Source organism: Candidatus Hydrogenedentota bacterium (genome assembly GCA_012730045.1).
Lineage (GTDB): Bacteria > Hydrogenedentota > Hydrogenedentia > Hydrogenedentales > CAITNO01 > JAAYBR01.
Genome location: JAAYBR010000056.1, coordinates 19,247 through 32,150, shown reverse-complemented (window position 1 = coordinate 32,150; position 12,904 = coordinate 19,247). Strand labels below are relative to the sequence as shown.

General features: G+C 66.4%; 8 protein-coding genes and 1 tRNA gene. 3 read left to right on the top strand and 6 right to left on the bottom strand.

The window, feature by feature from the left end:
• Positions 1–213 precede the first annotated feature (213 nt).
• A tRNA-Leu gene (locus tag GXY15_05720) sits at positions 214–300 on the bottom strand.
• Positions 301–588: 288 nt separating this feature from the next.
• On the opposite strand from GXY15_05720, the gene GXY15_05715 reads away from it, so the two are divergent.
• From GXY15_05715 to GXY15_05705, 3 genes are all read left to right on the top strand, one after another.
• A complete protein-coding gene (locus GXY15_05715; protein ID NLV40708.1) occupies positions 589–1,521 on the top strand; it encodes a hypothetical protein in 933 nt (310 codons plus the stop codon).
• A 215-nt stretch (positions 1,522–1,736) separates the two neighbouring features.
• The gene (locus GXY15_05710; protein NLV40707.1) at positions 1,737–2,717 is read left to right on the top strand and encodes a DUF1559 domain-containing protein; all 981 of its coding nucleotides are present in this window, start codon (positions 1,737–1,739) and stop codon (positions 2,715–2,717) included.
• A gap of 115 nt (positions 2,718–2,832) precedes the next feature.
• Positions 2,833–3,720: an alpha/beta hydrolase gene (locus GXY15_05705; GenBank protein NLV40706.1), complete on the top strand. Its 888-nt coding sequence runs from the start codon at positions 2,833–2,835 to the stop codon at positions 3,718–3,720.
• A gap of 120 nt (positions 3,721–3,840) precedes the next feature.
• Here GXY15_05705 and GXY15_05700 read toward each other — a convergent pair whose 3' ends face one another.
• The 5 genes from GXY15_05700 to GXY15_05680 all read right to left on the bottom strand — a co-directional run bounded on the left by GXY15_05700 (position 3,841) and on the right by GXY15_05680 (position 12,396).
• Positions 3,841–4,680, bottom strand: coding sequence for a TIM barrel protein (locus GXY15_05700; GenBank protein NLV40705.1), 840 nt, complete (start codon positions 4,678–4,680; stop codon positions 3,841–3,843).
• A 55-nt stretch (positions 4,681–4,735) separates the two neighbouring features.
• Positions 4,736–5,719 (bottom strand): Gfo/Idh/MocA family oxidoreductase, encoded by a 984-nt coding sequence (locus tag GXY15_05695; GenBank protein NLV40704.1) that lies wholly within the window; start codon positions 5,717–5,719, stop codon positions 4,736–4,738.
• A 14-nt stretch (positions 5,720–5,733) separates the two neighbouring features.
• The gene (locus GXY15_05690; GenBank protein ID NLV40703.1) at positions 5,734–6,708 is read right to left on the bottom strand and encodes a Gfo/Idh/MocA family oxidoreductase; all 975 of its coding nucleotides are present in this window, start codon (positions 6,706–6,708) and stop codon (positions 5,734–5,736) included.
• A 92-nt stretch (positions 6,709–6,800) separates the two neighbouring features.
• Entirely contained in the window at positions 6,801–7,403 is a 603-nt protein-coding gene (locus GXY15_05685) for an HNH endonuclease (GenBank protein NLV40702.1), read from the bottom strand.
• A gap of 382 nt (positions 7,404–7,785) precedes the next feature.
• Entirely contained in the window at positions 7,786–12,396 is a 4,611-nt protein-coding gene (locus GXY15_05680) for an SUMF1/EgtB/PvdO family nonheme iron enzyme (protein ID NLV40701.1), read from the bottom strand.
• Positions 12,397–12,904: the final 508 nt, after the last annotated feature.

Below are 12,904 nucleotides of genomic sequence, written 5' to 3'. Positions count from 1 at the left end.
CCGGCTAATGTCCTGCATCCCTCCGGGATGCCCAAGACTTTCGCTTTCGGCCATTTCCACGTTTGGCAGAGAAAAACCGGCGGCTTGGAGCGCGGAAGAATACGTCCACTTCATTAGCAGCGAAGCGCGGCAATCTCGTTCCCGCTGCGGCTTCGGTTCTCACGACACCTTATCCGGCGACCAAGGGGGCGCGGGGGGGTGAAAAAAAGGAAATGGTGCCGGGAGGGGGGGTCGAACCCCCACGGTATCACTACCGGTGGATTTTGAGTCCACTGCGTCTGCCAATTTCGCCATCCCGGCACGGGAGGGGAAAGGCCCCCGGAGGGGGGCTGAGGCGGCGGCTAAGATACACCGCGTGCGGGAGGGGTGTCAACTTCCGGAAGGCGCCGGACCAACCACCACCCGGCCCCGAGCGCGGGTCCGACCCGTCCGACTTGTCCGACCGATCGGTCGGATGGAATTTCCGGCGGCCCTTCCGGAAACTTGACTTGCCCCGGGCCGCTGGCCCACGCTTCCTGCACGGACAGCGTCCCCCGGGCGCTGTGTCCGCGCGTTATCCCGGGGGGGCGGAACACAGGAGAAAGCGTCATGCGGCTGGATTGGAGGCGTCTGGCGGCGGCCCTGCCGCCGGTGGTCTTCGCCGCGCTTTCGGCGGCCCAGTCCGCCGGCGGGGGGACGGCGGCCCCGCCCAAACCGGAAATGGCCCTGCCGGACGCCGGGGCGCCGGTGTCGGAAACGGCGGCGCTGCGCAACGAGGTGGCCGACCTGCGCGACGACATCCGGCTCCTGCAGCAGACGCTGGACGTGCTGGTGAACCAGATGATGGCGGACCTGCGGGCGCAGAACGAGCTGCTCCGCGACGAGGTGGGCCGCCTGCGCGCCCAGCGGGAGGCCCTCGGCCTGCCCGAGCCCGCCTTCGTGCCCCGGCCCGGCGCGGAGGAGCTGGAGGCGCTGCTCCTGGAGGCGCCCGCCCCGCCGCCGCCCGCGCCTTTCGCGTTCACCGTGGTGCGCGAGTGGGGCCGCGACCCCGAGACGGCCGCCGAGATCGGCGGGGACGCCGCCACCCTCAAGGGGCTGATCGGCGCGGTGCCCCCCGGCAGCAGCCGGGAGGACGTGGAGAACCTCGGACGGGAGCTCCGGGCGGAGTACGCCGGGTATGACAACATTAACATAGAGGTTTTTGACGACCCGGAGGCCGCCCGCGCCTTTGCCGACGACGAGAAAGGCGGCTCGGCCCGCCGGGTGCTCTCCGTCAGCCGCCACCGGGCCTCGGGCCGCGACACCATCCTCTACATTCAAGAGGGCAAAGCCGAGCCGGTCGCCTTTGAGGGGGCGGACCCGCCGTCCCCGGACGGTGCGGGCGGGACGGAGGTTCTAGAGGCGGCGGAGGCGCCTTCGGAGGAAGACACGCTTCCCGCCGCGCCGCCGACGCAGGCGGAAGACGCCGAAAAGGCCGACACGGAAGGCGATTCCGGGGCCGAGCCCAACCCCAAGTCGGTCAAGGGGCGCAAGAAACGCTGAGCGTGCCGGATCGCCGGACAAGACGGCCGGCCCCGTTTGACGCGCTTCGGAGCGCCGGGAGCGCGGCACATGGGCGAAGAAAACGGGGGTGCGGCACTTGCACTCCCCCCCCGAAGTGTTGTAGACTTTAGTGCATTGAGTGTCATTCGTCCAGATTGGGGAAGGCCTGTTGCCTTCTCCGACCCGGCGAATCCGGCTGATTAAGGAACTATATCATGAAGAAGCACGGCTTTACCCTGATCGAGCTGCTGGTGGTTATTGCCATCATCGGCATCCTGGCCGCGATCCTGCTGCCGGCCCTGGCGCGCGCCCGCGAGGCCGCCCGCCGCTCCTCCTGCCAGAACAACCTCAAGCAGTGGGGTCTGGTCTACAAGATGTACTCGAACGAGGCCAAGGGGTCTTTCCCCCCGATCCAGGCGGGTTCCTACCTCACGGAAGACGGCGTCACGTACAAGGGCGCCCTGGACGCGGGCCCCAACGTGTTCACCATCTTCCCCGAATACCTCACCGACCCGATGATCGCGTTCTGCCCCTCAAGCGCGAGCCTGGACGAGAACATTGACAAGGCGCACTCGCAGAATCCCCCCAACGACTGGTGCTTCGGCTACACGCACAACAACGGCGGCCGTTGCGCGCGCACCATTGACAACAGCTACACCTACCTCGGCTGGGTGATTGACAACTCCGACAACCAGGTCGCGATCAACACCTTCCCGTTCTTCGGCCTCCTGAGCGGCCTGCTTGATCCGGACGAGATTCCGGACCCCAACTCCCTGGCGCCGACCCAGCTGGGTGCCGCGCTTAACGGGCTCCTCAACGCCACAGAGATCGCCCCGTATCTTGCCGGCAGCGCGCGGGGCGGGTATCCCCGGGCCGACCAGGACGTTGACGTGAGCAACACCTACCCCGGCATGGGCAACGGCCGCGGCAACACGGTCTACCGCCTGCGCGAGGGCATTGAGCGCTTCCTGATCACGGACATCAACAACCCGGGCGCGGCCAACATGGCGCAGAGCACCCTGTTCATCATGTTCGACCTGATCAGCACCAACGCCGCCGCGTTCAACCACGTCCCCGGCGGCAGCAACGTCCTCTACATGGACGGCCACGTCGAGTTCATGCGCTACGAGCAGAACGGCGAGGCGCCCGTGAACGGCCCGATGGCCCAGCTGATCGGCATGTTCACCGCGATGTAATCCCCCTTTCGCCTCCTGCCGGGGCCGCCCTTCCGGGCGGCCCCGGTTCTTGTTTTCCAGGGGGCCGGGTGTGTGGTACCATCCACGCCGCCGTCACACATAGGAGGGCGCGGTCATGGCCATGGTCCCGGGATTGCTGTGCGTTTTGGCGCTGCTGGCCGCCGTTGTCGCGGCCGCGGCCGGGTTTGTCCTGTTCCGCAGGGTGCGCGGAAAGGTCTTCGATGCGGCGGGGGTGCCCATTCACTACACCGACGAGGGGGAGGGCGTTCCGGTGGTGCTCATCCACGGCTTCGCCGTGCACGCCGACCTCAACTGGCGGCGCCCCGGCTGCGTCCGCGCGCTCCTGCGCCGGGGCTACCGCATCATCATGCTGGACGTGCGCGGCCACGGCCTCAGCGGCAAGCCCCACGACCCGGCGGCCTACGGCATCCACCTGTGCGACGACATTGTCCGGCTGATGGACCACCTGGGAATCGAAAAGGCCTTCATCGCGGGGTACTCCATGGGCGGGTTCATCGTCCTTAAAACCGTCGAGCGCCACCCGTCGCGTCTGCTGGGCGCCGTCATCGGCGCCGCCGGATGGGACCAGCTGGACAACGACAAGCGCGCGCTCTTCCGCGAGATTGTCGCGGCCATCGAGGAGCGCGGCGTGTTCGACCCCATCACCCACTGGCTGGACCCGGGGAAGAAGGCCCGGTGGATCCAGTGCGCCCTGGCCAACTTCTTCATGGGGATCATCAACGACAAGGCGGCCATTGTGAACGTCTTCCGCACCTTCGAGGCGCTGGTGGTTTCCGAGGAGGCCCTGCGGAACAACACGGTGCCCGCCCTCACCCTGGTCGGCGCCCGCGACGGCATCCGCGAGGCCTCGGACAAGCTCCCCGGCGTCATGGCCCGCCACGAGCTGGTCCACCTCCCCGGAACCGACCACGTCACCACGATGCTCCACCCCCAGTTCATGCGGCGGATGATCGCCTTCTTCGACGCCAACGCCCCCGGGTGACTGGAACGGAACCATGGACATGATGGACGATATGGACAACATGGACAGGGAAATGCGCGCCTCCCGCGCGGTCAGTCCATCCTGTCCATAGCGTCCATGCCGTCCATCCTGCCGCCCCCCTCAGACGTTGCAGATGTCGTAGGCCTCGCGGAGGCTGGTCAGGGGGGCCCGGGTGGGGGTGAACTCGTGGGCCAGCCATCCGGTGAACCCGGTCTCGGCGATGGTCTCGCAGATGCGCCGGTAGTTCAACTCCTGCCCGCCGTCTATCTCGTGGCGGCCGGGGACGCCGCCGGTGTGGTAGTGGGCGATGACGGGGTGGAACTCGCGGATGGTGTCCATGACATCGCCCTCCATGATCTGCATGTGGTAGACGTCGTAGAGGAGGCCGAAGTTCTTCGCGCCAAGGGCCCCGGCGAGCTCCGCGCCCCAGGGGGTGCGGTCGCACATGTAGTCCTTGTGGTTCCGCTTGCTGTTGAGCAGCTCCATGATGACCGTCACGCCGGCCTTTTCCGCCGCCGGCAGGATCTGTTTCAGCCCGGCGGCGCAGTTTTTCAAACCCTGGTCGTCCGACATGCCCTTGCGGTTGCCGGAGAAGACGACCATGTTGCGGATGCCGCGCTTCTGGAGCTCCGGGAACATCTTCTCCGCGCCCGCGATGAGCCGCTCGTGGTTGGCCGGGTCGTTCCAGCCGTCCTTGATGTCGCCGGGGCCCGTGGACAGGGCCACCTCGACGCCGTTCTTCAGGACCGCGTCCCAGTCCTCGGGGCCGACGAGGTCCATGCCGTGGATGCCCATGCCCTTGATGGCCGCGCAGAACTCGTCCATCGGGATCTTGCCGTAGCACCAGCGCGAGACGGACTGCCTGATCCGTCCGCCAGCCGCCGCCGGGGCAGTCTCCTGCGCGCAGGACGCGCCGGTGGCGAGGCACGCCGCCCCGACCGTCCCCGCCATCGCGCCCATCGCCGCCCGCCTTGTCACGGTGGTGTTCTCCTTCACAGCCGGTTCTCCTGTGGGGTTAGATCTTCACCGCTTTGCCGGTCTTGGCGGAGCGGTAGGCGGCCTCGGTGACCTCGGTGGCGCGCAGGCCGTCCACGCCGGTGGCGGACGGGTCGCGGCGCTCGCGGACGGCCTGGACGAAGTCGGCGACGAGGCCCTCGTCGGCGCTGTCGCCGTAACCCACCCAGCGCACGCGCATGTCCTTGTCGTCGTAGGCGGTCAGGTTCTGCCGGAAGGCGTCCACAAAGAGGACGCCCTTGTCGCCCATGAAGTGAAGGGTGACGTCGCCCCAGGCGGGGAAGCTCTTCGGGCGGCTCCAGCTTGCCAGATGGCTCACCTGCACGCCGCCCTTCATCTCCAGATGGACGCTGCCGATGTCGTCGGTGGCGAGTTCGCCCCGGTGGAGCTGGTTGCCCAGCTCGCAGTAGACCTTCGTGAACTCGCGGCCCAGCATCCAGCGGAGCAGGTCGGCCACATGGACCGTGTGGTCCATCGTGGCGCCGCCGCCGCTGAGGGCGGGGTCGGCGAACCAGCCGCCGGGGGCCTGGCCGTGGTTGGTGCAGGTGACGGCGCGGATTTCGCCGAGGGCGCCCGCGGCGATCTTGGCCTTCGCCTCCGCCAGCGGCGGCGCCCAGCGGCAGGGGAACGCGGTGCCGAGGCCGACCTTCGCCTTCTTGCAGGCGGCGACCATGGCCCTGGCGTCGGCGGCGGTGGGGGCCAGCGGCTTCTCGCAAAGGATCCACAGGCCGGCGGCGGCGGCGGCCTCCACCATCGCGCGGTGTTTCACATTCTCCGAGGTGACGATGACACCGTCGAGGCCGGAGGCCAGGAAGGCGTCCATCGAGGCGGTGAAGGGCGCGCCGTGTTTCTTCGCGGCTGCCTTTCCGCGCTTCGCGTCGTCGTCCCACACCGCCGCAAGGGTGGCGTCGGGCAGGGCGTTGAGCGCGGCGGCGTAGCCGTGGGCGTGCATGTGGGCGAAACTCATGATGCCGATCTTGGTCATGGTGTGAACCTCCCTCAGAAAGTGACCGGCTGGCCGGTTTTTGCCGATTTCAACGCCGCCTCGGCCATGGCCACGGCGGCCAGGGCGTCGCGCGTGGTGACGCGGGGCGTCCCCTTGCCGTCCAGCCAGGCGAGGAAGTCCTCCCATTCGGACTGGTAGGGGCTTTTTGCGACGGGGTTCATGGGGACGAACCAGTTGGGCCCGGCGGCGGTGGCGCGCGCCTCCAGGCGCAGGGGTGCCTCGTTCATGTCGTACTGGAGCATGCCCCTGCTGCCGCAGATCTCCGCCATCACACGGAATCCGCTGGGCTGGGCCCAGGTGCCGATGACGGTGGCGATGAGGCCGCTCTTCATGCGCAGGGTCACCTGGGAGTGGTCCATGGCGACGGGCTCGGAGCGCATGAGGGTCTGGCAGAAAATCCGCTCGGGCTCGCCGAAGACGTAGCGCACCCAGTCCAGGTCGTGGATCATGCTGTCGAGGGTGGCCCCGCCGGTCTGTTTGTAGTCGCGGAACCAGCTCTTCGGCCCGCCGGGGAAGACGCCGCCCCGGTAGAGCTTGGCCCAGCCCACCTCGCCGAGGGCGCCGGACTGGATCTGCCCGCGCATTTTCTCGAACTCGTGGAAGTAGCGGACCACGTGTCCGACGAAGAGCTTCACGCCGGCCTTCTCCGCCGCCTGGATCGCCTTTTCGCATTCCGGCACGGTGCGGCAGAAGGGCTTCTCGCAGAAGATCTGCTTGCCGGCCTTCGCCGCCGCGCGGATGAGCGGCAGGTGCGTGGGCGTCGGCGTGGTGATCGCCACGATGTCCACGTTCTTCGCGGCGCAGGCGGCCTCGGGACTCGCGGCGACCTTCGCGCCGTGCTTCTCCGCGAGGGCTTTGGCCGCGGGGCGCACCACGTCGGCGCAGAGCGCGACCTTCAGCCCGCAGTTGGCGGCCATCTGGGCGTGGAGCGCGCCCATGCCCCCGCAGCCTATGATTGCGACATTCATGCGGTGTCCTCCCTTTGGCGGCGACGCGGCGTCCGCCGGGTTTGCTTTGCCTTCATTGTGGAGCATTTCGCGGGTCCGTGGCAAGCCGCGCGCTACTCGCCGATTTCGGTGTTCCAGTAGGCGAGGTCCACGAACTTCTGCCAGGTGATCAGCTCGTCGGGGGGGATGCGCGTGCCGAAGCGGGGCAGCCAGCGCGGCTCGGCGGGCCGGCGCAGGAGCGGCATGCCCGCCTCCTCCGGCGTGCGGTTGCGCTTTCGGAGGTTGCACGCCACGCAGGCGAGCACGAGATTGGTCCACGTGTCGCGGCCTCCGCGCGACCGGGGCACGACGTGGTCAATGGTCAGCTCGGCGCGGGCGAAGCGCCGCCCGCAATACTGGCAGACATGGCGGTCGCGCACGAAGATGTTGCGGCGCGAAAGCCGCACCGCCTGGTGCACGCACTCGTTGAAGTCCGTGAGCACGATGACCTCGGGGTGGCGGATGCGCAGGGAGGCCGTGCAGACATAATGCCTGTCCGGCAGCGACTCGCCGAACTGGGACAGGGCGCACCAGGAGGGGAAGTCGTAGAGGGAGTAGTCGGACGGGTGGACCACCCGCGCGTGGCCCTGGAAGAGCAGCAGCAGGGCGCGCCGGAGCGGCGCCACATTGACCGCCACCCACGACCTGTTCAGCACGAGCACCTGTGCGTCCATCATCGGCTGCAATCCCGGACCGGATCGGTCCCCGGTTTGCCTGTTGACTATACGCCGCCCCCCCAACGGAAATCAAAAGCGCCGCCGGAGGGGCGAAAGGGACCGTGACCCGTCCGTGGACTTCTTTTTGAAACGGGGCCGCATTTGCTAGTATCTAACTCTGCTTTGTCGCTTAGGTGCGTTATGACAACTACTTGGCGCCTGCTGGAATGTCAACGAAAATTTCCGAATATGTTTACAGGGCAAACAGTCCTCCAGCCGAAAAACCACCATTCTTGCCGACACCGTCACCGGATGCATCCCGGCTGCGCACGGGCCTTGCCCGGCGTCGTTTCCGTTTCTCTGCCTGCTTGTGCCTGAGCCCGACAGGAACACCGGAACGCGCCTAACGAACGGAGGCCAAACGGAACCCTGCGCCGCTGCCCCCGTACGACGGGGTGTTGTAGCCGCGACTCGCCGAGCGGCAGTACTGGGTCCTGTTGGCCCAACTGCCGCCCCGGAAGACCCGGTACGAGCCCGGAGGACTCACCCAGGCACTCCCGTCCGTCGGCGCCCCCGTGTAGTCGTCGTGAAACCAGTCCCCGCACCACTCCATCACGTTCCCGCTCATGTCGTGCAACCCGAAACCGTTCGGCAACAACCCGCCCACCGGTCTGGTTCCGCATCCAGGCTCTCCGTAGATCCCGGTGTTCCCGCAATACCACATGTACTGGCTGCGAACGCTGTCATCCCAGCAGAGGGCGTCATAGTAGTCTTCTTCATCCAGCGAATCCCCGAAGTAGAACCGCGTCTGCGTGCCCGCGCGACAGGCATACTCCCACTCCGCCTCGCTCGGCAGACGCAGCGTCGCCGGACCCTGGCCCGTCGCCGTGATGTGCGAGTTTAGCGCCGTGACAAACGCCTGCGTGTCCTCCCATGACACATAATAGGCGGGATAATCCAAACCAGACCCAGAATCCCACGTATTGCCGCCCGGGTTTGTTCCCATGACCGCCAACCACTGCCCCTGCGTCACCTCACACTTCCCCATGTAGAAATCATACCCAATGGTCACCGTGTGCACAGGCCCCTCAGCACTCAACCGGAACAACTCCGTGAACGGCGCGCCCATCTGGAAACTCCCTGCAGGAATCCGCACCAGCTCCAGCGGCACATCCCCTGGAAGCAGTATCGTTACCGTGTCGTCACCGTCCCACGGCCCGCAGGAAACCACAAGATCTACCATCGAACCTAGTACCACATCGGCACCCGCCGCAGGGTTCTGGCTGATGACCTGTCCCGCAGGAACCATTGCGTTGTACTGTTCGGTCACCGCCCCGACGACAAGGCCGGCACCCGTAGTAGCAGTCTGCGCTTCGGACTGGGTCATGCCAACAACATCCGGGACGGTGACCGTCTCCGGCCCGAGACTCACAACCAACGCCACGGTGCTTCCTGATGCCACACTGGCACCCGACGCAGGGTTCTGGCTAATGACCTGTCCAGCGGGAATAGTCGCGTGGTGCTGCTGCGTCACCGTGCCCACAAGGAGGCCGGCACCGAAAATTGCGCTATGCGCTGTTATCTGCGTCATCCCAACAACATTCGGGACGGTCACTTGGAAAGGTTCATCATCACCCTGGACTGAGACCAGGCGGAATCCTATGATGTCGTACCGGCCCGACGGGTCTTCGTAGTACCGATTCGCCGAGCGGCAGTCCTGGGCGCCGTAGTACCAGCTGCCGCCCCGGACGACCCGGGCCGTGGCCGATGGACTTACCCACGCGCTTCCGTCACTCGGCGCCCCGGTGTAGTCGTCGTGAAACCAGTCCTCACACCATTCGTATACGTTCCCGCTCATATCGTAGAGCCCGAGGCCGTTCGGCAGCAACCCGCCCACCGGCTTGCTACCATAGTCCGCGTTATTCCCGCAGTACCACATGTACTGACTGCGAACGCCGTCGTCCTCGCAGTAGTCCGCCACCCCCAGGGAGTCCCCAAAGTAGAACCGCGTCTGCGTGCCGGCGCGGCAGGCATACTCCCACTCCGACTCGCTCGGCAGGCGCATTGTCGCCGACCCCTGGCCCGTCGCCGTGATGTGCACGTTCACCGCCGTGATAAACGCCTGGGCGTCGTCCCACGAAACGTTATAGGCGGGATAGTCGGCCCCCGCGCCGTAGGTGGAGGACGGTGCCTCCTCGCCCGGCCACGACCCCATCACCGCCAGCCACTGCCCCTGTGTCACCTCGTACTTGCCCATGTAGAAGTCGTACCCGATGGTCACCGTGTGCACGAGGTCCTCAGAACCCCAATTACCTCGCTCCGTTTCTGGCGCGCCCATCTGGAAACTCCCCGCCGGTATCTGCACCAGCTCCAGCGGCATATTACCCGGGAGGAGGATCGTCACCGTCTCACCAACAAAGGGGCCGCTGGAGACCACCAGGTTCACCGCTGTACCCGATGCAACATTGGTGCCCGCCACAGGGTTCTGGCTGATGACTAAACCGGCAGGAACCGTGACGCTAAAGTCCTCAGTCACCGTGCCCACGGTCAAGCCTACGGCGGTGATGGCGGCCTCCGCCGCCACGCGCGCCATGTCCACAACATCCGGAACGGCCACGGGCTGCGGCCCCCTGCTCACCACCAGGTTCACCGCTGTACCCGATGCCACACTGGCACCCGCCGCAGGGTTCTGGCTGATGACCTGTCCCGCCGGGATGGTCGCGTGATACTGCTGTGTCACCGTGCCCACAAGGAGGCCGGCACCCGTAATAGCGGCCTGCGCCGCGGACTGGATCATGCCCACTACATTCGGGACGGTGACCATCTCCAGCCCGAGACTCACAACCAACGCCACCGCGCTTCCCGCTGTCACGCTGGTACCTGACGCCGGGTTCTGGCTAATCACCTGTCCGGCCGGGACCGTCGCGTGATACTGTTCGGTTACCGTCCCGACGACAAGGCCGGCACCCGTAACAGCGGTCTGCGCTTCGGACTCGGTCATGCCCACAACATTCGGGACGGTGACCATCTCCGGCCCGAGACTCACAACCAGCGCCACCGCGCTTTCTGTTGCCACGCTGACACCCGACGCCGGGTTCTGGCTGAGGACCTGTCCGGCCGGGACGGTCGCATGGTACTGTTCGGTTACCGCCCCGACGACAAGGCCGCTACCCGTAATGGCGACCTGCGCCGCAGACTGGGTCATGCCCACTACATTCGGGACCGTTATTAGGGCGGGTTCACCCTCACCCTCACCCTCACCTTCGCCTTGATCTGAGGCCAAGCGGAATCCCACTGATTCTAATCTGCCCCACGGACTACAGGCGCCGCGACTCGCCGAACGGCATTCTATTGCGTAGTAGCCACTACCCCGAGCAATCCGGGCCGACGTCGAAGGAACTATCCAAGGGCTACCGTCCACCGGCGCTCCAACGTAGTCATCGTGCCACCAGTCCTCGCACCACTCCGACACGTTCCCGCTCATGTCGTGCAATCCAAATAAGTTCGGAAGCAGCCCGCCCACTGGATTGTTGGCAATAGTCATGTTTTGTCCGCAGTGCCACCACATGTACTGGCTACGTACGCCATCATCCGCACACCACTCTTCCTCCCCCCCCAAGGAGTCCCCGAAGTAGAACCGCGTCTGCGTGCCCGCCCGGCAGGCATACTCCCACTCCGCCTCGCTCGGCAGACGCAGCGTCGCCGTACCCTGGCCCGTCTCCGTGATGTGCGCGTTCACCGCCGTGATGAACGCCTGGGCGTCGTCCCACGAGACGTAATAGGCGGGATAATTGGCCCCCACTCCATAATACTCCGGCGCCCTGTCCGGCCACGATCCCATCACCGCCAGCCACTGCCCCTGCGTCACCTCATACTTCCCCATGTAGAAATCATACCCAATGGTCACCGCATGCACCGGGCCCTCACGATCGCCCTCGCTCCGGCCCTGTTCCGTATCCGGAGAGCCCATCAGAAAACTCCCCGCCGGTATCCGCATCAGCTCCAGCGGTACGTTCCCCGGAAGGAGGATCGTCACTGCGTCCCCGCCGAGCCACGGCCCGCGGGAAACCACCAAATTTATCACCGAACCTGGTGCCAACTCAGTACCCGACGCAGGGTTCTGGCTGCTGACCTGGCCTGCGGGGATGGTCGCGTGATATTGCTCCATTACCGTGCCCACAGCAAGGCCGGCACCCGTAATAGCAGCCTGCGCCGCAGACTGGGACATACCCACTACACTCGGGACGGTGATCATCTCCGGCCCGAGACTTACAACCAGCGCCACCGTGCTTCCCGGCGCCACGCTGGTGCCCGCCACAGGGTTCTGGCGGATGACATTCCCGGCGGGAACCGTGGCGCTGAATTCCTCCGTCACCGTGCCCGCGGTCAAGCCTGCGGCGGTAATGGCGGCCTCCGCCGCGACGCGCGCCATGTCCACAACATCCGGAACGGCCACTGGCTGCGGCCCCCTGCTCACCACCAGGCTGACTGCGGAGCCGGAGGCGACTTCGACGCCCGCCGCCGGGTTCTGGCTGATGACATTCCCGGCGGGAACCGTGGCGTGGTGCGCCTCCGTCACCGTCCCAACCACCAAGCCCGCGCCCGTGATCGCCGCCTCTGCATCCGCCTGGACCATGCCCACCACGTTGGGGACCGGTAACGGTGGTTCACCCGCGGGCACAACCTTTACATACTCCGCCAGAGTAACCACGTTGGTCTTTCCGTAACTGCTGGTCACAGTGAGCGAGACGGTGTAGTTCCCCGCCGCCGCATAGGTGTGTTCCGGATGCTGCTCCGTGGACGTGCCCCCGTCCCCAAAGGTCCACGACCACCCCGCGATCGTGGACTCCCTGGTGACGACCGAGCGGTCCGTGAACTGGACCTTCAGCGGGGCCACCCCGCTCGTCGGATCGGCGGTGAACCCCGCCAACGGCTCCCCGGGCTTGCACCCCACCCCCAGACACGCAACCCCCGCCAGCGCCGCCACCCCAAGAAGCACCCACATTCTGTTCATCAAGAGACCTCCTTGTCATCCCCGACAGGGGACCGTGCCGCACCAACCGACCATGCATATAACTTGCACTGTAATACTAGCGTGTTCCGTCCCCCGCGTCAAGTCCCGGCTGTTGGCCGGCATGGACGGGGGACAGACCGCCACGCCCCCCCCCCGGATCGCCGGACAAGCGGCGGTCGCGGATGTGTTCGAGGCAGGGCACGCCTTGCGGGTTCGCGCTGACAGCATCGGCGCTGTCAAAGGCGCTAACTCACCCATTGAGATGCGGAGAATTTTTGGGCTTTCCGACAAGAGGTTGCCGCGTCGGCCGGGGCGGCCTCCCCGCAATGACGCGCGTTTTCCCGTCATTGCGACCGAAGCGCGGCAACCTCGTTCCCGCCTCGGCTTCGGTTCTCGCAATATCTTATCCGGCGATCAGGGGGTGGCCGTAGCAGTCCGCCGGGCCCCTTTGGCGCTTGACTTGCCGCCGGGGCGCGTGTTCTGATCATGTGTCCCGAGTGAAAACGGA

Coding starts and splice junctions, on each gene's coding strand:
- GXY15_05715 (NLV40708.1), top strand. CDS start 589: ATGCGGCTGGATTGGAGGCGTCTGGCGGCGGCCCTGCCGCCGGTGGTC.
- GXY15_05710 (NLV40707.1), top strand. CDS start 1,737: ATGAAGAAGCACGGCTTTACCCTGATCGAGCTGCTGGTGGTTATTGCC.
- GXY15_05705 (NLV40706.1), top strand. CDS start 2,833: ATGGCCATGGTCCCGGGATTGCTGTGCGTTTTGGCGCTGCTGGCCGCC.
- GXY15_05700 (NLV40705.1), bottom strand. CDS start 4,680: ATGGGCGCGATGGCGGGGACGGTCGGGGCGGCGTGCCTCGCCACCGGC.
- GXY15_05695 (NLV40704.1), bottom strand. CDS start 5,719: ATGACCAAGATCGGCATCATGAGTTTCGCCCACATGCACGCCCACGGC.
- GXY15_05690 (NLV40703.1), bottom strand. CDS start 6,708: ATGAATGTCGCAATCATAGGCTGCGGGGGCATGGGCGCGCTCCACGCC.
- GXY15_05685 (NLV40702.1), bottom strand. CDS start 7,403: ATGATGGACGCACAGGTGCTCGTGCTGAACAGGTCGTGGGTGGCGGTC.
- GXY15_05680 (NLV40701.1), bottom strand. CDS start 12,396: ATGAACAGAATGTGGGTGCTTCTTGGGGTGGCGGCGCTGGCGGGGGTT.